This is a genomic window from Pseudomonas moraviensis, assembly GCF_900105805.1.
Lineage (GTDB): Bacteria > Pseudomonadota > Gammaproteobacteria > Pseudomonadales > Pseudomonadaceae > Aquipseudomonas > Aquipseudomonas moraviensis_A.
Genome location: NZ_LT629788.1, coordinates 3377051 through 3396100 on the forward strand (window position 1 = coordinate 3377051; position 19050 = coordinate 3396100).

At 60.2% G+C, this 19050-nt stretch carries 14 protein-coding genes; 6 read left to right on the forward strand and 8 right to left on the reverse strand.

Translation table 11 applies throughout. The annotated features are described in order from the left end of the window. Positions 1–180 precede the first annotated feature (180 nt). Both BLU71_RS15030 and pcaR read right to left on the reverse strand, forming a co-directional pair. The gene (locus BLU71_RS15030; protein WP_083353398.1) at positions 181–1527 is read right to left on the reverse strand and encodes an MFS transporter; all 1347 of its coding nucleotides are present in this window, start codon (positions 1525–1527) and stop codon (positions 181–183) included. Between the two features lie 294 nt (positions 1528–1821). Beyond that, positions 1822–2664: a pca regulon transcriptional regulator PcaR gene (gene pcaR, locus BLU71_RS15035; protein WP_016771343.1), complete on the reverse strand. Its 843-nt coding sequence runs from the start codon at positions 2662–2664 to the stop codon at positions 1822–1824. 631 nt (positions 2665–3295) lie between these two features. Here pcaR and BLU71_RS15040 point away from each other — a divergent pair. Continuing rightward, entirely contained in the window at positions 3296–3496 is a 201-nt protein-coding gene (locus BLU71_RS15040) for a hypothetical protein (protein ID WP_008080067.1), read from the forward strand. Positions 3497–3867: 371 nt separating this feature from the next. Beyond that, positions 3868–5343 (forward strand): inorganic phosphate transporter, encoded by a 1476-nt coding sequence (locus tag BLU71_RS15045; protein WP_042608193.1) that lies wholly within the window; start codon positions 3868–3870, stop codon positions 5341–5343. Positions 5344–6437: 1094 nt separating this feature from the next. Here the strand turns inward: BLU71_RS15045 and ccoM are convergent. From ccoM to BLU71_RS15055, 3 genes are all read right to left on the reverse strand, one after another. Next, on the reverse strand, positions 6438–6551 hold the full coding sequence (gene ccoM, locus BLU71_RS28005) for a cytochrome c oxidase subunit CcoM (RefSeq protein ID WP_016771346.1): 114 nt from the start codon (positions 6549–6551) through the stop codon (positions 6438–6440). A 144-nt stretch (positions 6552–6695) separates the two neighbouring features. Next, a complete protein-coding gene (locus tag BLU71_RS15050) occupies positions 6696–6920 on the reverse strand; it encodes a hypothetical protein (RefSeq protein WP_042608194.1) in 225 nt (74 codons plus the stop codon). Between the two features lie 32 nt (positions 6921–6952). Further along, complete coding sequence (locus tag BLU71_RS15055; RefSeq protein ID WP_024011931.1) at positions 6953–7294, reverse strand: hypothetical protein; 342 nt, start codon at positions 7292–7294, stop codon at positions 6953–6955. A gap of 252 nt (positions 7295–7546) precedes the next feature. Here BLU71_RS15055 and rapA point away from each other — a divergent pair, with 252 nt between their 5' ends. Continuing rightward, a complete protein-coding gene (gene rapA / locus BLU71_RS15060; RefSeq protein ID WP_083353399.1) occupies positions 7547–10393 on the forward strand; it encodes an RNA polymerase-associated protein RapA in 2847 nt (948 codons plus the stop codon). Positions 10394–10555: 162 nt separating this feature from the next. Here the strand turns inward: rapA and BLU71_RS15065 are convergent, their stop codons facing one another. Then, positions 10556–11905 (reverse strand): spinster family MFS transporter, encoded by a 1350-nt coding sequence (locus BLU71_RS15065; RefSeq protein WP_083353400.1) that lies wholly within the window; start codon positions 11903–11905, stop codon positions 10556–10558. Positions 11906–12206: 301 nt separating this feature from the next. Here BLU71_RS15065 and BLU71_RS15070 point away from each other — a divergent pair, with 301 nt between their 5' ends. Together BLU71_RS15070 and BLU71_RS15075 are read left to right on the forward strand one after the other, a co-directional pair. Further along, positions 12207–12575, forward strand: a complete 369-nt coding sequence (locus tag BLU71_RS15070) for a YkgJ family cysteine cluster protein (RefSeq protein ID WP_042608197.1) — start codon at positions 12207–12209, stop codon at positions 12573–12575. A gap of 151 nt (positions 12576–12726) precedes the next feature. After that, entirely contained in the window at positions 12727–15009 is a 2283-nt protein-coding gene (locus BLU71_RS15075) for a putative bifunctional diguanylate cyclase/phosphodiesterase (RefSeq protein WP_083353401.1), read from the forward strand. On the opposite strand, the gene BLU71_RS15080 is transcribed toward BLU71_RS15075, so the two are convergent. Then, entirely contained in the window at positions 14900–15796 is an 897-nt protein-coding gene (locus BLU71_RS15080) for an NAD(P)-dependent oxidoreductase (RefSeq protein WP_162276425.1), read from the reverse strand. The genes BLU71_RS15075 and BLU71_RS15080 overlap by 110 nt on opposite strands. Positions 15797–15992: 196 nt before the next feature. Between BLU71_RS15080 and BLU71_RS15085 the strand changes: the two genes are divergently transcribed. Next, on the forward strand, positions 15993–18191 hold the full coding sequence (locus tag BLU71_RS15085) for a hypothetical protein (RefSeq protein WP_042608200.1): 2199 nt from the start codon (positions 15993–15995) through the stop codon (positions 18189–18191). 268 nt (positions 18192–18459) lie between these two features. Here BLU71_RS15085 and BLU71_RS15090 read toward each other — a convergent pair whose 3' ends face one another. Continuing rightward, positions 18460–18780 carry a DUF2288 domain-containing protein gene (locus BLU71_RS15090; RefSeq protein ID WP_042608201.1) on the reverse strand — a complete coding sequence of 107 codons (321 nt, stop codon included), beginning with the start codon at positions 18778–18780 and terminating at the stop codon, positions 18460–18462. Between the last annotated feature and the right edge of the window lie 270 nt (positions 18781–19050).

Sequence of the window (19050 nt, forward strand, 5' to 3'; positions counted from 1 at the left end):
AAAATCGCCAAACAATCCGATAATCGACTGAGTGTTCGTTTATCGCACGGATTGTTGTTCACCTAACAATCAGATCAAAAGCTTCGCGAGCAGGCTCGTTCCCACAGGGAAATGCATTCCAGAGTGGGAGCGAGCCTGCTCGCGAAGAGGCCGGCATGTTCAATAAAGATTCATGCCCGGTCAGGTCGCATCGGCGTGACTGACCACGCCCTTGATCAGCACCGCCGCCGTTGCCAGGCCGGCCGGGATCACCAGTGCGGTCAGCACCTGCTCGAAATTCCAGCCCAGGCCGAGCAAGGTCGCGCCCATCCACGCGCCGAGGATCGCGCCAAAGCGGCCGATGCCGAGCATCCACGACACCCCGGTCGCGCGGCCCTGAGTCGGGTAGAAGCGGGCTGCCAGCGACGGCATCGCCGATTGCGCGCCGTTCACACACATGCCCGCCACCAGCACCAGCGTCGCCAGCAAGGTGATGTTGCCCAGGCTCTGCCCTACCGCGTAGGCAAATACCCCGGCCAGCAGGTAGAAAATGCCGATGACCTTGTGCGGATTGAAGCGGTCCATCGCCCAGCCCACAGCGACCGCACTCAACACGCCGCCGAACTGGAACAACGCACCGATAAACGCGGCCTGCTCCATGCTCGCGCCGCTGTCGCGCATCAGCGTCGGCAACCAACTGGTCAGCAGGTAGACGATCACCAGGCCCATGAAATAGGTCAGCCACAACAGCAGCGTGCCAGTGCTGTAAGTACCGGAGAAAATCACCGCGAAGACATTGCGCGCCTTGACGGTTTTCTGTTCCGGCACACTGAAGCTCGAAGCCTGAGCGACGGTGATCGGATCGATCGGTGCCAGGGTCTTGCGCACTTTGTCGGTGCCACGGTTGCGCACCACCAGGTAACGCGCCGATTCCGGCAGCCAGAACAGCAGCACAACCGCGAGGATCAGCGGCAGGATCCCGCCGATCATCAGCAAGGCGTGCCAGCCGAACGCCGGGATCAGTTTTGCCGAGATGAAACCACCGCCGGCCATGCCGAGATTGAAGCCGCAGAACATGCTCGTCACCAGCAGCGACTTCTTGCGCTCCGGGGTGTATTCCGAGAGCAGCGTGGTGGCGTTGGGCATGCCCGCACCGAGACCGAGCCCGGTCAGGAAGCGCAACACCAGCAGTTGTTCGACGTTGGTGCTGTACGCCGAGGCCAGGCTGAAGCCGCCGAACAGAACCACCGCGCCAACGAGTACGACTTTTCGTCCGAAGCGGTCAGCCAGAGGGCCGGAGCCGAGGGCACCGAAGACCATGCCGATCAGCGCGGCACTCATCACCGGGCCGAGGCTGGCGCGATCGATACCCCAGTCCTGCGACAGCGCCGGGGCGATGAAGCCCATGGCGGCAGTGTCGAGACCATCGAGAAATACGATCAGGAAACACAGGATCACCACCCGCCACTGATAGCGCGAGATCGGTTGGTCGTTGATGAAGGTCTGCACATCGAGGCAGTTACCCACAGCGGACTGAGGCTGGTTCATTATTTTTATTCCACGCAAAAAACGCAGTCGAACGGCGGCCGGCCAGAGCACGGCACGGTCACAAGATTAGAAGGTTGTAATCAGGCGTTGCGCGGGACCCGGCAACAACGGGTGAAACACAGACAGACGGGGATCGGGCGCATGGTGAGTTGCCTCTTGTCATTATTATCGTGGTCGACAGTCCGGCGGGCTCATACACGTCAGCACCGGATGACGCTGCCGCGACATTAATGATCCGAGGGTTTTAGCGTCAATTCGATAAACGCAACACTGTGCGTTTATCGAACAGCTTCCTCAGGCGAACAACTGCGCACTGAGGTCGCGACTGGCGCTGAGCAGGCCCGGCAGAAAGCGCTGCTCCAACTCGGCGCGACTGACCCGGCCGGCGTGGGTGCTGACATTCAGCGCCGCAACCACTTGCCCGGAGGCGTCGTATACCGGCACGGCGATCGAGCGCAGGCCCTGTTCCAGTTCCTGATCGACAATGCACCAGCCCTGCTGACGCACTTGCTGCAAACATTCAAGCAAAGCGTCGGGCGTGTGAATGGTGCGGCTGGTCTTGGCGACGAGTTCAGCGTGGTCGAGGTATTCGCCCAGCGAAGTGTCATCCAGCGCTGCCAACAGAATCCGGCCCATCGACGTGCAATACGCAGGGAGACGCCCGCCGACCGAAAGGTCTACCGAGATCAACCGCTGCGTGGTCGCCGAGCGGGCAATGTAGAGAATGTCATCGCCCTCCAGCGTCGCCATGTTGCAGGCTTCGTGCAGTTGCTCGCTCATGCGGTCGAGATAGGGCTGGGCGGAAACGGCGAGCGGCGTCGAGGACAAATAGGCGTGGCCGAGGGTCAGCACCTTCGGCAGCAACGAATAGGTACGGCCGTCGGTGGTGGCGTAGCCGAGCTTGATCAGCGTGTGCAGGCAACGGCGCACGGCGGCGCGGGGAATTTCCGTGCGATGGCTGATCTGTGCAATGGTCAGGTGACGCTTGCGTTCCTGAAATGCCTGCACCACCGCCAGGCCACGGGCCAGCGAGGTCATGAAATCCGGATCACCGGTCAGCGCCTGAATGCGCTTGGCCGGCGAGGCGACGATGGGCGGCGCCACCGACGTGAAGGAGTTGCGCATTTGATCGTTCATTTCTTGTCCTTGTCCGGCACGCATCAATGCCTAGTCAAACGGCTCGCCACGCGATGCACAAGCACCGGGGCATCAACATTGGGCGATTATCGAACCGCCGACCGATAATCGCAATCCAGCCCAGCGCGCCTTTCCATTGCCCTGAGTCGCCTTTATCGATTCTGCTCACAACTTGGTTGTTCTAGTTAATGGCGCCAAAAACAGAACGCCTGTTTCTATAACGCTGTCGTTACACTCAACTATGGGCAAAAGTTGCCAGCAACAAACCCGTCACACATTCAGAACCGTTTTTAACTTGGCAAAGATAGTCATTCCCGAATCGACCGCTATAATGCACCCTAGTCGCGGCGCTTTAATCCAAAGCCCGCGACTTGCTGAACGAGGCCCTTCGTCTCAGCCCCGGCCAGCGCCCGGCGCCCATTACACATGCAACGCCAGCGCTCGCTGAAACAGGAAACTGATGCTGCGTCAGTTTTTATCTGGTGCCGTAGCCGCCTGTAACACGGAAGTCTTGATCGCCTCTCCAATGTCACCCTGCCTGATCGGGCTGTGGATGACTGACGGGTTCGCTCAATTGACTCGTTGCAGTGTGTTTCACCGGATATTCAATTCAACTCATACAGGTAACACCGTGACGAAAGACGAACTGCGCGCGGAACTAGAGCGCCAGGAACAACGTTACAAGGAAGTTTACGGCGGGGAAGTCACCACCTACGCCGCTCAGCCGGAACCGGAACGCAAGGCATGGCGCAAGCGCCCTACCGTTCAGGATCAGGTGTTCAAGCAGGAAATCGAAAAAATCGAGAAGGAACTCAAAGCCGAAGAGCCATGAGCCACGGCTGCTGAACATTCCAGAGTCGGCGTCCACCCGAGCCTCAGCGCGGTGGCAAGACGACACCTCGCGCGCCCGCTACCCGCGGGCAGCGGCTGCATCGCTATTGTGTGGCTCAAGAACGAACGTCCCACAGGTTTCAGAGATATTTCAGACAAACGTTTGAGGCGCCAAAGCGCCGGAAAAACACTCTTGAAAATCAATTTTCACTAGAAAAATCAAATAGTTGAAAAACCCTTCGTGACGCCTGGTTTTCACGCCCTGCAACAAATTAAATCGAACAAGGGTGAGACCAGTGAGCAGACGGGGCATCGATTTCCTGTCTTTTCTGGCATAATCGCGCCCCCTTACGACCGGGTCAGAAAACCTTCATGATCGATTTATTCAGCGGACTGGATGCTTGGGTGCTTGTGAGCCTCTTGCTCGCCCTGACGTTTGTCCTCGCCTTCGAGTTCATCAATGGATTTCATGACACCGCTAACGCGGTAGCCACTGTTATCTACACCAAAGCCATGCCGCCGCACCTGGCGGTGTTCTTTTCCGGTGTGTTCAATTTCCTCGGCGTGCTGCTGGGCGGCGTGGGTGTGGCGTATGCCATTGTCCATCTGCTGCCGGTTGAGCTGCTGATCAATGTGAACACCGGCCATGGCCTGGCGATGGTGTTCTCGTTGCTCGCCGCGGCAATCGCCTGGAATTTGGGCACCTGGTACTTCGGTATCCCGGCTTCCAGCTCGCACACCCTGATCGGCTCGATCCTCGGTGTCGGCCTGGCCAACGCGCTGATCAACGACATCCCGTTGGCCGATGGCGTGAACTGGCAGAAAGCGATCGACATCGGCGCCTCGCTGGTGTTCTCGCCGATGGCCGGCTTCCTCATCGCCGCGCTGGTGCTGATCGGCCTGAAGTGGTGGCGCCCGCTGTCGAAGATGCACAAGACGCCGGAACAGCGCCGCAAGATCGACGACAAGAAACACCCGCCGTTCTGGAACCGTCTGGTCCTGGTGATCTCGGCCATGGCCGTGAGCTTCGTGCACGGTTCCAACGACGGCCAGAAAGGCATCGGCCTGATCATGCTGGTGCTGATCGGTATCGTGCCGGCGCAGTTCGTGCTCGATCTGAACAGCACCACCTACCAGATCGAACGCACCCGCGACGCGACCCTGCACCTGAGCCAGTTCTACCAGCGCAACGCCGATTCGCTGGGTGAGTTCCTGGCCCTGGGCAAGAGCGTGGAAGGCGACTTGCCGGAGAAATTCCGCTGCAACCCGCAGCAGACCGAACCGACCATCACCGCTCTGCTGCACACGCTTAAAGGCGTAGCGGACTACCATTCGCTGTCGTCGGAAAGCCGCATCGAAGTGCGTCGCTACCTGCTCTGCCTGGACGACACGGCGAAGAAAGTCGGCAAATTGCCTGGCCTGGAAGCCCGTGAAAAGGCTGACCTCGACAAGCTGCGCAAGGACCTGACCACCACCACCGAATACGCGCCGTTCTGGGTGATTCTGGCGGTCGCCCTGGCGCTGGGCCTGGGCACCATGGTGGGCTGGAAGCGCGTGGTGCTGACCATTGGCGAGAAGATCGGCAAGCAGGGCATGACCTATTCGCAGGGCATGTCGGCGCAGATCACCACGGCCAGTCTGATCGGCATGGCCAATATTTTCAGCCTGCCGGTGTCGACCACTCACGTGCTGTCTTCGGGTGTCGCCGGGACCATGGTTGCCAATAAAAGCGGCCTGCAGGGTGGCACGGTGAAGACTATTCTGCTGGCCTGGGTGTTGACCCTGCCGGCGACTGTGGCGCTGTCGGCCGGGTTGTTCTGGTTGGCTTCGAAGGCTTTGGGTAGTTGATCGATTGCTGCTTGTGAAGGAGGCGCGATTCTTTGGAATCGCGCCTTTTTTTGGTTTTGAGTTTGTGTGTATATCCGTTGCTGCGGTAACGGCTTCTTATGGTTTCGCTCTTACAGCGAGTCACCTTTTCCAAACGCCGAAAAGGTAACCCAAAAGGCTTTGCCCCGGCGTACGGCCCGCTCGCTGGGGCTCGGGGTACCTTCGTTACGGGATCGATCCGGGCGCAGCGGCTCCGGTTTGCTCCGCTGCACCTACACTCGCTGTGTACGACTGCGTCGTACGGTCGCTGCGCTCCCACCCCCGGATCAATCCCGTAACGAAGCCTGCCGAAGGGGCAAAAGATCAAGAGCCGAAGCAAAGCAAAAGCCAGATCAAGAGCCCCTCACTAACCCTCTCCCGGAGGGAGAGGGGACTGAACGGGGTGATTGGGCGAAGCACGCCGGCCTGGGATATCGAGTCGAATGCAAATACGCACAAGATCAAAAGCCCCTCACCCTAGCCCTCTCCCGGAGGGAGAGGGGACTGACCGAGGTGTTTAGGCGAAATACGCTGACGTGAGATACCGAGTCGAATGCAGATTCTGAAAAACCCGCAAATCGGCTCCCTCTCCCTCGGGAGACGGCTGGGGTGAGGGGCGAATCCAACACAGATCCAAAGCACACCACACGCTTTTCACCACTCAACAATGAGCGTTAGCTCGAGTGCTTTTGATCTTGATCCACAGGCGACTTCGGAAGGCTGAGTGGAGGGATTGATCCGGGCGTGGGAGCGCAGCGACCGTCTGGCGCAGCCAGACACAGCGGAAGGAGGTGCAGCGAAGCAAACCGGAGCCGCTGCGCCAGGATCGATCCCGCAGCGAAGGAACCCGAGCCTGCGAGGGCCGAACGCAGGAGCAAGCCTTTTTGGGTACTTTTTCGGCGTCTGGAAAAAGTGCCTCGCCGTAAGGGCGAAACCGCCAGCCGCCGCAGCGAAACATCCGGATATTCACCCAAACCAACCAGAGCCTGGCCGGCCCACAGGCCGCCACGACCAAAAAAAAGGGGCAACCGAAGTCGCCCCAAAATGCCTTGCGTGCCCATCAAATCCAGAAGAACTCACTTGCGCCGCTTATGCGCATCCTTCCAGATAAAAAATCCAAACCCTGCAAAAAACAGCACCATGAGCCCCACCGTCAGAACTCCGGCAAACACCACGTTATCGAAAAACATGACTGGCCTCCTGGCCCTGCTTTGCTGCGATGGGTTCAAATTAGCAAACACACAGGCGCGCACATTGACCAGGATCAATATCCGCAAGGAAGGAAATCAAAGGAGGGGAAATAACTGACCTGCATCAATGGATGCGGCGGGAGATCAACGCTTTTTCGGTTTGTTCTTCGACTTTTTCTTGGTTTTTCCCAACGGCATCGCCTGCTCGAAGGCGTTGCGCACTTCGTTCAGGCGCTTTTCGTTGAGGTCATGCACACGCTTGGCGCGTTCGGTGTTGAGGTCGATCAGTTTGTCGTCTTGGCTCATGGCGTTCGGCACATCGCAAAAGAGATCACAGCTGCCGATCACCGGCAGGATTGCGCCAATCATGCCGCGTGGCGCTGGCGCTGACCAGTGACAGCTCAAATCTCGATGTCGACCCACAGTCCCTGACGCGGCTGATCGTCAATCAGCGGCACCACTGGCACGGTATTGTCAGCGTTCAGCTCGGTGCCCGGCACGGCCAGATGCTCTTCAGGATCTTCGTCCGCCTCGCGGCGCCGACGATCACGTTCCTGCTGACGGCGTTGTTCCTCTCGGGCCAGCAGCCGATCCTCTTCCGGATCACGCTTCTGCAGATCGATCGTGCTTTCGTTGGAGCTTTCCTGCACCGGCACCACCGGCGGAATGTCCGGCCGCTGGCGGATCGGATCCTGCTGGGAAGTGATCGGCACAGCGCTCAAGGGGAGCATCGGTGGCAACATATAAAGGTCTCCTGTCTGCAGGCTATCGGCTGGGGGGCAGGCGCCTTGAGCCGCCTGTCGTAATTGTGTGATGCACCTCGCACCCGTAGGAGCTGCCGCAGGCTGCGATCTTTCATGGGACAACGCAAAACCCAAGTGTTCCCAAAGATCAAAAGATCGCAGCCTTCGGCAGCTCCTACGCCAGTAATCTTTGGCCCTGAAGCCCTCATTCCGTTAAGATAGCCCGCTTTTTCAAGGTGGGAGTCAGGCAGCATGGCGCAGCAGTATCAACCGGGGCAACGCTGGATCAGTGACAGCGAAGCAGAGCTTGGTTTAGGCACCGTTCTGGCACAGGACGGCCGCTTGTTGACCGTGCTTTACCCGGCCACTGGCGAAACCCGCCAGTACGCGCTACGGAATGCGCCCCTGACCCGTGTGCGGTTCTCGCCCGGCGACTCCATCACCCATTTCGAAGGCTGGAAGATGACCGTGCAGCAGGTCGACGACGTCGACGGGCTGATGGTCTATCACGGCCTCAACGGGCAGAACGAAGTCGTCACTCTGCCGGAAACCCAGCTGTCGAACTTCATTCAGTTCCGCCTGGCCAGCGACCGTCTGTTCGCCGGGCAGATCGATCCGCTGCCGTGGTTCTCCCTGCGCTACAACACTCTTGAACACACCAGCCGCCAGTTGCAGTCCTCGCTGTGGGGCCTGGGCGGCGTGCGGGCGCAGCCGATCGCGCACCAGTTGCACATCGCCCGTGAAGTCGCCGACCGTATCGCCCCGCGTGTACTGCTGGCGGACGAAGTGGGCCTGGGTAAAACCATCGAGGCCGGTCTGGTCATCCACCGCCAGTTGCTCTCGGGCCGCGCCAATCGCGTGCTGATCCTGGTCCCGGAGAACCTCCAGCATCAATGGCTGGTGGAGATGCGCCGCCGTTTCAACCTGCAGGTCGCGCTGTTCGACGAAGAGCGCTTCATCGAGAGCGATGCCACCAACCCGTTCGAAGACACGCAACTGGCGCTGGTTGCGCTGGAATGGCTGGTCGATGACGAGAAGGCGCAGGACGCCTTGTTCGCCGCCGGTTGGGATCTGATGGTGGTCGATGAAGCGCATCATCTCGTGTGGCACGAAGACAAGGCCAGCGCGGAATATTCGCTGGTCGAACAACTGGCCGAAGTGATTCCCGGCGTGCTGCTGCTCACCGCGACCCCGGAACAACTCGGTCAGGACAGTCACTTCGCCCGTCTGCGCCTGCTCGACCCGAACCGTTTCCACGACCTGGCCGCGTTCCGCGCCGAGAGCGAGAACTATCGCCCGGTGGCCGAAGCCGTGCAGGAACTGCTCGACAAGGGCCGTCTCTCGGCCGAAGCGCACATAACCATTCACGGTTTCCTCGGCAACGAAGGCGAAGCGCTGCTGACCGCGGTCAACGATGGCGACACAGAAGCCAGTGCGCGCCTGGTCCGTGAACTGCTTGATCGCCATGGCACCGGCCGCGTGCTGTTCCGCAACACCCGTGCCGCGGTGCAGGGTTTCCCGGAGCGCAAACTGCATCCGTACCCGCTGCCGTGCCCGGCCGAATACCTCGAACTGCCACTGGGCGAACACGCCGAGCTGTATCCGGAAGTCAGCTTTCAGGCGCAGCCGGACGCCAGTGAAGAAGAGCGCTGGTGGAAATTCGATCCGCGCGTCGAGTGGCTGATCGATCAGCTGAAAATGCTCAAGCGCACCAAAGTGCTGGTGATCTGCGCCCACGCCGAAACCGCTATGGACCTGGAAGACGCCCTGCGCGTGCGTTCCGGCATCCCGGCCACGGTGTTCCACGAAGGCATGAACATCCTTGAGCGCGACCGCGCCGCCGCCTACTTCGCCGACGAAGAGTTCGGCGCACAGGTGCTGATCTGCTCGGAAATCGGCAGTGAAGGTCGCAACTTCCAGTTCGCTCACCATCTGGTGCTGTTCGATCTGCCGTCGCACCCGGACCTGCTCGAGCAGCGCATCGGTCGTCTCGACCGGATCGGCCAGAAGCACATCATCGAACTGCACGTGCCGTACCTGGAAACCAGTCCGCAACAGCGCCTGTTCCAGTGGTACCACGAAGCGCTCAACGCGTTCCTCAATACCTGCCCGACCGGCAACGCCTTGCAGCATCAGTTCGGCCCGCGCCTGCTACCGCTGCTCGAAGAAGCGGACGACGGCGAGTGGCAAGCGCTGATCGACGAAGCGCGCGCCGAGCGTGAACGTCTCGAAGCCGAGCTGCACACCGGCCGCGACCGTCTACTGGAACTCAATTCCGGCGGCGCTGGCGAAGGTGAAGCGCTGGTCGAGGCGATCCTCGAGCAGGACGACCAGTTCGCCCTGCCGATCTACATGGAAACCCTGTTCGACGCGTTCGGCATCGACAGCGAAGACCATTCGGAAAACGCCCTGATCCTCAAGCCGAGCGAAAAGATGCTCGACGCCAGTTTCCCGCTGGGCGACGACGAAGGCGTGACCATCACCTACGACCGCAACCAGGCGCTGTCGCGCGAGGACATGCAGTTCATCACCTGGGAACACCCGATGGTGCAGGGCGGCATGGACCTGGTGCTGTCCGGCTCGATGGGTAACACCGCCGTCGCGCTGATCAAGAACAAGGCGCTGAAACCGGGCACCGTGTTGCTGGAATTGCTCTACGTCAGCGAAGTGGTCGCACCGCGTTCGCTGCAACTGGGGCGCTACCTGCCACCGGCGGCACTGCGCTGCCTGCTCGACGCCAACGGCAATGACCTGTCGCCACGGGTCTCCTTCGAAACCCTCAACGACCAGCTGGAAAGCGTGCCGCGCGCCAGCGCCAACAAGTTCATCCAGGCCCAGCGCGATCAGCTGACACCTCGGATCAACGCCGGCGAAGAAAAGATCGCCCCGCGTCACGCCGAACGTGTGGCCGAAGCGCGCCGCCGTCTGGCCGCCGACACCGACGAAGAACTGGCGCGCCTGACCGCGTTGCAAGCGGTCAACCCGACCGTGCGCGACAGCGAACTGGAAGCCTTGCGCACTCAGCGTGAGCAGGGTCTGGCGATGCTGGACAAAGCGGCGTTGCGCCTGGAAGCGATTCGGGTGCTGGTGGCGGGCTAACCGCCCTGCTCCACCGCTGAAAACAAACAGGCCCGCAGTGATGCGGGCCTTTTTGTTTGCCTGAAATTCAAGGGTTGATGCTAATTGCCCTATCGCGAGCAGGCTCACTCCTACAGTTGGAATGCGTTCCCCTTGTAGGAGTGAGCCTGCTCGCGATAGCGGTTAAGCAGTCGCCGCTGCAATTTCTGGCTCAACCACCGCCACCAACCCGTCCTTCATCCGCTGCGCATCCCGCACGAAACAGCGCGATGCCAGAAACAGAAAGACCATGGTCAAAAACAGCGCGACCGGAATCAGGTACATCGCGTCATGCAGACCGACTGCCTTGAACGCTTCGGTCATCTGCTCAGCGCCCGCCGACAGCATCGCCGTGTGTGCGAAGTGATCCGACAGCCCACCGACGACTACCGGCCCTAACCCGCCCCCCAGCAAATACAGACCGGCAAAGAACAACGCCATCGCCGTCGCCCGCAGGCGCGGTTCGACCACGTCCTGAATCGCCGTGTACACGCAGGTGTAAAAGTTGTAGGCGAACAGCCAGCCGACGCTGAACACCGCAACGAACACGCCGATCTCGACGCGTCCGGCATGCAGCGCCCACGCCGTGCACAAGGTCGAGATGATCAGACTGAACGCCGCAAACAGCAGGCGCCCACTGGCGAACCGCTGATGAATCTTGTCGGCGATCCAGCCGCCGAGGGTCAGCCCGACCAGCCCGGTGACGCCGACGATAAATCCGGTGGCCACCGCCGCCTCCTGCAACGGCATGAGGAAATAGCGCTGCAGCATCGGCACCAGAAACGAGTTGCAGGCATAGGTGGCGAAGTTGAAGCACAGCCCGGCCATCACCAGCCACAGGAAAGTCGGCACGGCGAGGACGCGACGGATCGGCTTGTCGACCCTCTCTTGCGAGACCTGCACGGTTTCAGCCGCGCCGCGTTTCGGCTCCTTGATGAAGAACATGAAAACCGCGAGGATCAGCCCCGGCACGGCGGCAATGAAGAACGGCGCGCGCCAGCTGTCGAAGGCCTTGACCATCGCGCCGATGGTGAAGAACGCCAGCAGCAGCCCCAGCGGCAGGCCAAGCATGAAGATACCCATCGCCCGTGCCCGACGGTGTGCGGGAAACAGGTCACCGATCAGCGAGTTCGCCGCTGGTGCGTAACTGGCCTCTCCGATGCCGATGCCCATGCGCACGATCAGGAAGCTCCAGAAACTGCCGACCAGACCGTTGACGGCGGTCAGCGCGCTCCACGTCGCCAGGCCCCAGCCCATCAGTTTGCTGCGCGAACCGGTGTCGGCCATGCGCCCCAGCGGCAGGCCGGCGATCGCATAAACCACGGTGAACGCGGTGCCGATGATGCCCAGCTGAAAGTCGCTGAGGTGCCATTCCATGCGGATCGGTTCGATGATGATCGCCGGGATGGTGCGGTCGAAGAAATTGAACAGGTTGGCGAGGAACAGCAGGAACAGAATGCGCCAGGCATTCGCCGCTTGGGTCGAGTTCTGCATGGGTCCGTCTCTTTATTGTTATGAGGGCTTCACTGCCAGCGCGTCGAGCCCGGAACCTGCAATCTAGTCAGGCGCGCGGGGGCTGTCTGTCATCATTCGTCAGCCTGATATCGGCCCATCGCACTGTAACGAAACGTAAGCCCTTGATAAGTCTGGAATCCCCCGCCATACGGGGCTTTTCCGGCAAAATCCGGCGACAAAAAAATAGTTTCGCGCCCCCCTTCCCAACGCCATGGCAACGCCTAGAATGGCCGCCGGATCCGTCCGGATCTTCCGATCAATCCCTTTGATACCCCCGCCCATGTCCGAAGCCAGTCCGTGTCTGAATTGCGGTGCCTGCTGTTCCCATTTTCGCGTGTCTTTTTTCTGGGGTGAGTGCTCATCCGCTGGCGGGACGGTGCCCGATGAACTGGTCGCACAGATCACCCCGAGCCGAGTGGCGATGATCGGCACCGACCGCAAGCCGGCGCGTTGCACGTCTCTGGCGGGTGAGGTCGGCAGCGCTGTGGCCTGCACGATCTATGACAAACGCTCGAGCACCTGCCGCGAGTTCGAGGCGTCATGGGAGAACGGCGAGCACAACCCCGACTGCGACAAGGCCCGCGCCGCCCACGGCTTGCCACCCTTGCCGCCACACTGGAACGACCTGCCGCTGGAGCGCATTGCCTGAGCCTTAGCGCGAATCGCTATGAGGCTAATGGCAAAATCGTTACCACCAATGTGCCACTACGCCTTGCAGCTTGGAAACCGCCTCTATACTCCTTGCATTCGCCTGCGTTGGATTGACGCACGGGCCAGATGAATCCGAGACGGGGCACGCTATGGAGTGGCTTGGTTTGCAGTTTGTTGCCGAGCTGCCGGCGAGCGGGCAGATACTCCTCGATTGCAGTCACAATCCCTTGCTGGTGCTGGTGGCCTATCTGGTCGCCTGCGCGGCGAGCTTCGCCACCCTCGACATGGCTGAGCGCGTCGTGCATGCCGAAGATCCGGGATCGCGGCGGATTTGGCGCTGGATCGGCGCGACGTGCCTGGCCGGCGGCATCTGGGCCATGCACTTCATTGGCATGCTGGCTTTCCAGACAGCGATCGACATTCAGTACGACCTCGGCATCACCCTTTTCTCTTTGCTGATCGCCCTGCTCGCCTCATGGCTGGCCATGCACACCCTGAGCGAGGTCCAGCCAAGCGCATTGCATTGTCTCAAAACTGCGTTTGTCATCGGCTTGGGCATCGCGGGGATGCATTACGTCGGCATGGCAGCGATGAAGTCGAGCGCCACCGCCTACTATCAGCCAGGACTGTTCGCGCTGTCGGTGCTGATTGCCATCGGCGCGAGTTTCGCCGCGCTGTGGGTGGCGCGTTATCTGAGCGAAGGCAGCGGCGTCGCGCATCAATTGCTCAAGTACAGCGCGGCGCTGATCCTCGGTGCTGGCATCATCAGCATGCACTTCACCGGCATGGCTGCCCTGGATCTGGTGCTTCCCGAAGGCGCTCTGGCAGCGAGCGGCGCCGAAACCGGGCATCTGCAACTGGGCCTGACCGTGGCGCTGATCATCCTGTTGATCCTCGGCAGTGCGATCAGCGCCGCTCTCGCCGACAAGAAACTGCAAAACAAGGACAACGATCTGCGCCGGGTCAACGCGTTGCTCAGCCAGCTCGATCAGGCGCGCATGTCCCTGCAGCAAGCGGCCAATTACGACGCGCTGACCAACCTGATCAACCGCCGTGGCTTCAACCAGATGTTCGCCGAGAAGCTCAGCCAGAAAACCAGCGAAGGTGGCATGCTCGCGGTGATGTTTCTCGACATCGACCATTTCAAGCGCATCAACGACAGCCTCGGCCATGATGCTGGGGATGCGCTGCTCAAAGTCATCGCCCAACACATCAAGAGCTCGGTGCGCAGCCACGAAGACGTGGTCGCGCGGTTCGGCGGCGATGAGTTCTGCATCCTTATCAGCCTGCGCGACCGCGAAGAGGCGCGCGGCATGGCGCAGCGCATCATGCACAAGATGAAAGAGCCGATCGAACTGGCCGGCCGGCGCATGGTGATGACCACCAGCATCGGCATCAGCCTGTTTCCCGAAGACGGCACCACCTGCGAAGAGCTGCTCAAGCACGCCGACCTGGCGCTGTACCAATCCAAGGGCGCCGGGCGCAACGGCTTGCACTTCTTCAATTCCAGCCTGAAGACCCGCGCCAGTTGTGAGCTGCAACTGGAAGAAGAACTGCGCGGCGCGTTACGGGAAGACAACGCGCTGATGCTTTACTACCAGCCGATCTTCGAACTGAAAACCGGGCGCGTGACCAAGCTCGAAGCGCTGATCCGCTGGCAGCATCCGCTTCACGGCTTGCTCACGCCCGATCGCTTTATCGGTATCGCCGAGAACAACGGTTTGATCGCCGAACTGGACAACTGGGTGCTGCGCCGCGCCTGCAAGGATCTTGGCGAACTGTCGCGGCATGGTTGTGCAGAATTGAAAATCGCCTGGAACTGCTCGCCACTGAATCTGGCGCGGGAAGAGCTGGCCGAGGAGATCGAACACGCATTGCGCACCGCCGGGGTAGCGCCGGAACGCCTTGAACTGGAGGTTACCGAAAACGCTTTGATGGGCAATATCGCCAACACCCTGGTACTGCTGCGGCAGATCCGTGCCCTCGGCGTGTCGCTGTCGATCGATGATTTCGGCACCGGCTACTCATCGCTTGCCTACCTCAAGCGCCTGCCGCTGAATACTCTGAAGATCGACCGCTCGTTCATCCTCGATATTCCCACTGCCACGGCGGACATGGAGATCGTCCAGGCGATCATCGTCATGGCGCATACCCTGCATCTGCAAGTGGTCACAGAAGGCGTCGAAAGCCTGGAGCAATATGAGTTTCTCGAGCGTTCGGGCTGCGATTTCATTCAGGGCTATCTGCTCAGCCGCCCGGTGCCGCTGGACGAACTGCGCGCGGTGCTCGATGAAATCAACCAGCGCAAACCCGTGCTCGGGATCAATCCTCTGAGTCTGGCCCGCGATACATTTGCACCAGTGTCGCTGGATCCTGCGCTAAAAAGCCTTGCGCCCCATGCAGGCGCATCAATTGTGCGGCCAATCCGCTGATTGGCGTCGCCGAACCCTGTTCGCGGGAAAATTTCACCGCCGTGTCGAGATCCTTGAGCAGCGTGCGCACGTGCCATTTGATCGGCTCGAAACGGCTCTCGGCCATTTGCGGGGCGAGGATCTGCAACGGCTTCGAATCGGCGAAACCACCGGCCAGCGCTTCGGCGATCAGACGGGCATCGACCCCGGCCTGCTCGGCCAACGCCACCACTTCGGCGATCACCAGCGCATTGCAGGCAACGATCATCTGGTTGCACGCCTTGGTCACCTGCCCGGCGCCGATGCCGCCCATGTGCGTGACGCGCTGACCCAGGTTGAGTAGCACCGGGCGTACCCGTTCGAGATCCGCCGCCGCACCGCCGACCATGATCGCCAGACTGCCGGCCTCGGCCCCCGCCACGCCGCCGGACACCGGTGAATCGAGCCAGGCCATGGCGGTTTTCTCGGCCAGCGCTGCAGCCATCTCGCGAGTCGCGGTCGGTTCAAGGCTGGAGAAATCCACCAATAGCTGGCCTTTTTTCGCACCTTCGGCGATACCGCCACCGCCAAACACCACGTCACGCACCACGGCAGTATCGGCCAGACACAGCATGACGATGTCAGCGTGCGCACACAGTTCGGCGGGGCTCGTCACTTGCCGGGCGCCGACCGCAACCAGCGGTGCGCACTTGTCCGGGTTGCGGTTCCACACGGTCAGCGGATAACCCGCCGCCAGCAAACGCTGGCACATCGGCAGGCCCATCAGGCCGATTCCGGCAAACCCCAACGAAGGTAGCGTTGACATCATTTTGCCTCTTTTCCATTAAAGATCACCGAATCATGGCCGATTCATCAACGATCAGGAAAGGATTCCGCCCGGCGACCAAAGCAGCCAGCACCACGACGCCCGGGCCGTATTCGCGCACACAAGACGCGAGATCTAATTCCGTGAGGTTCGCCGGCACTGTGCGGCGAGCCAACCCAGTCCAGGTAAATGGCGCACCATGACCTCCAAAAACAATCCCGCCAGTGCAACAGCCGATCTGACCCTGAGCCCCGCCGCGAACAGCGCGTCACTGTCCCGACCCGCGCAGCCTTCACGCCCGCTGTCGACCCAGCAATATCTGTACTTCACCGAAACCAACACCGACCGCATCCTCGATAACCTCGACGGTCTGCGCGACTCGGTATTTCCGCGCCCGGCGCATCTGGAAGGCGACAACGAGCAGCACAGCGACCAGGAATTTCCTTCGGTGTGCCTGATCGGCCTCGGTCGCTGCGGCTCCAACATCGCCCTCGACGTGGCGGAGCTGGTGTACAACGCGCGCAAGTTCTACCTCAACGAATTCAACAACGAAGACCGCCCGGCTGACCGGCGTCTGGCCGACAAGGGCTACAGCCCGGCGCAGTGGATCAAGAACAATCTGCGCATCGGCACCAGCAAATCGACCAAACCGGTATTCCTGGTCGAACCGCTGGTGATGCTCGGCGACCTCGACAAGGACATCGCCGGGCGCATCCGTTTCTCGCGCAAGGGCGAGAAAAGCGGCTTCCTGCGCGACTACAGCAAAATGAAGATCATGGACTTGTCCGAAGTCCACGCCGGCGGCGCCGGTAACGCGCCGATCCTCGGCCAGTACCTGGCGAAGATCATCCTCAACAAGGACACCCAGCGCTTCTCCAGCCCTGACTGGAAAATGATTCACTCGTACCTGATCGACAGCTGCGGGATCAAGGCCAACCAGTCGCGCCTGTATTTCTCGATCTTCAGTGCCGGCGGCGGTACCGGTTCCGGCATGGCCTCGGAGTTCGGTCTGGCGCAGCAGCACTCGTACATGAACAAGACCTTCGACACCAAGCCGATGGACGAGCACGACGGCAAGAGCGGCCATTCGTTTGTGTTCGAACCGATCTTCACCAGCGGCATTTGCGTGCTGCCGAACATTTCCGATCACCGCAGCGAAATGTCCGAAGCCCTGCACATCAACGCCGGGCGCCTGTTGTGCAAATATCTGTCGGAGGAGTGGGATTTCTCCTACAACTTCGCCAACGAGGACAGCAGCGAAGCCAGCGTCATGGGGCGTATCCGCCCGTGGAACGCGATGATGCTGATCTCCAACGACATCATGCGATACGCCGAAGAAAGCGATGACGGCAATATCCAGAACATTGATGTCAATGCCATGGAGAAGCACGCCAACCAGTACATCTCGCAGCAGATCTTCAACATTCTGACGGCGCAGGCAGTCACCACGGACTACGACCAGAACTACTTCCGCCGCGCCGGCATCGACATCGGCGAAACCATCCGCCTGGATGCCAATGACCTGTTCATGAGTCTGGCCGGCCCGGTGGCGATTGCCTACGCCGAATCGGTGGTCCCGGAAACGCCGCCGCCGAGCAGCGACAAGTTCAAGGTCTTCGATAAAGAGCCGCAGCGCCTGAACATCGACGACCTGTTCTTCCGCTCGATCGACCTGCCGCACTTCAACAAGGTCACTCAGGCGATCGAAGGCATCAGCCTGCTGCCGATCGAATCCAAGCGTTATCGCGCTTCGCTGGAGCAGTACAAGAACTCCGGTTACGACGCGGCAGCGCTGCACGATCTGCACTTCTTCAAGAACTGCTCGTCGGTGGTCTCGATCGTCTCGCTGCCGAAAGACTACAAGCTGTCGTACATGGACCTGAACCGGTTGAAGACCCACCTCAACAGCCTGTTCCCCAACACCACGCTCAAGCGCTACGCGCTGGTGATCGGCGCTTCGGCCAACCTGTCGCTGACCACGCTGATCGCCAAGAGCCCATGCCTGTCGGACGATTTCCTGACCTTGATCGTGGCGTTCATCAAGCGCTGTTTCGCGAAGAACCCGTACCGTTTCGACGAGACGCTGGACAACTCGATTCTCGACTTCATCATTCAGGAAGATTTCGACGAAGCGCGTATCGACGACCTGCTCAACGAATTCGAAAACCCGGCGAAGATCCTCGACACCAATTGGTACGCGATCAAACCGATGTACGAGAAAAAGTATCGCGAGCTGATCAACGACAAAGACAAGTTCGTCTCGATCAATGACATCCGCCTGTCGCGTGATTGCGTGAAGAAGTCGATCAAGTATTTGCGCGAGATCTACCGCCACCGGATTGGCAAGACCAAGGTGATTTCGCTGAATAATCATACCGGGAAGACTTACTCGGTCTGATCAAAGACCGGGTCGTCTCAATCGCGAGCAGGCTCACTCCTACATTTCGGAATGCGTTCCCCTGTAGGAGTGAGCCTGCTCGCGATGAGGCCCTTCAAACACCGAAAATTCTGCTGAACCAACATCCAGAAACAATTAAGCGACCGTCCGGCCGCTCAATGAACTGTTCCCGTTACGTTTACGTCACCGTGAGGCGTGGTGTTTCTCCACGGCAAGGTGCCATCACGCTACTCGGCTACACACTTTTCGAAGACGCCCCGTCGCACCATCAAGGTGCATCACCCGAAGTGACCGCCCTTTCCTGGATCAGAATCCACGGTGAAACCACTACAGCCCACAGCTGCGGATCACGATCGAAAATATCCAGCGCCCGCGTTTCAGACAGCTTGGCGACCTTGTCCTCGGCCAGCCAGGCCGCGACTTTCTCGCCCTCGTCCGATGCTACGGCCTCGGCGGCAGCGATCAAATCAAGGTCGGGGTCGACCCACAATAGGGCACCCTTGGCGAAGAACGGCTCCAGCTCTTTCCAGGTAATTGATGCCGTTTCACCAAGCAGCTTGGCATAGAGGGTGCTAGGTTCTTGATTCATGGGAGCTGTCCGGAAAAGAAATCGACGCGAATGATAACGTCGGTGGTCCGTCAGAAAAACCCGGTTGCAAATGGCTTCACCGAACGAAAAAAGCAGGAAGGCCAGGGAATGCTGCCTTTTGGGATATATGCCCCCGATTGCCCCGCCGCAATTCTGTCTCTTTCATTCAAAAATGCGACACCCTCAAGTTTTGCCCCGTGGCGCCTGCTTCCCAGTTGATCAAGCGGCGCTCTACACTGTACCGGTACAGTTGCCGGGGCATTTTCCGGA

Bases quoted from the DNA above. Each gene is read 5' to 3' on its own strand.
- BLU71_RS15030 (WP_083353398.1), bottom strand. From the start codon at position 1,527: ATGAACCAGCCTCAGTCCGCTGTGGGTAACTGCCTCGATGTGCAGACC.
- pcaR (WP_016771343.1), bottom strand. From the start codon at position 2,664: ATGAACGATCAAATGCGCAACTCCTTCACGTCGGTGGCGCCGCCCATC.
- BLU71_RS15045 (WP_042608193.1), top strand. From the start codon at position 3,868: ATGATCGATTTATTCAGCGGACTGGATGCTTGGGTGCTTGTGAGCCTC.
- ccoM (WP_016771346.1), bottom strand. From the start codon at position 6,551: ATGTTTTTCGATAACGTGGTGTTTGCCGGAGTTCTGACGGTGGGGCTC.
- BLU71_RS15050 (WP_042608194.1), bottom strand. From the start codon at position 6,920: ATGATTGGCGCAATCCTGCCGGTGATCGGCAGCTGTGATCTCTTTTGC.
- BLU71_RS15055 (WP_024011931.1), bottom strand. From the start codon at position 7,294: ATGTTGCCACCGATGCTCCCCTTGAGCGCTGTGCCGATCACTTCCCAG.
- rapA (WP_083353399.1), top strand. From the start codon at position 7,547: ATGGCGCAGCAGTATCAACCGGGGCAACGCTGGATCAGTGACAGCGAA.
- BLU71_RS15065 (WP_083353400.1), bottom strand. From the start codon at position 11,905: ATGCAGAACTCGACCCAAGCGGCGAATGCCTGGCGCATTCTGTTCCTG.
- BLU71_RS15070 (WP_042608197.1), top strand. From the start codon at position 12,207: ATGTCCGAAGCCAGTCCGTGTCTGAATTGCGGTGCCTGCTGTTCCCAT.
- BLU71_RS15075 (WP_083353401.1), top strand. From the start codon at position 12,727: ATGGAGTGGCTTGGTTTGCAGTTTGTTGCCGAGCTGCCGGCGAGCGGG.
- BLU71_RS15080 (WP_162276425.1), bottom strand. From the start codon at position 15,796: ATGATGTCAACGCTACCTTCGTTGGGGTTTGCCGGAATCGGCCTGATG.
- BLU71_RS15085 (WP_042608200.1), top strand. From the start codon at position 15,993: ATGACCTCCAAAAACAATCCCGCCAGTGCAACAGCCGATCTGACCCTG.
- BLU71_RS15090 (WP_042608201.1), bottom strand. From the start codon at position 18,780: ATGAATCAAGAACCTAGCACCCTCTATGCCAAGCTGCTTGGTGAAACG.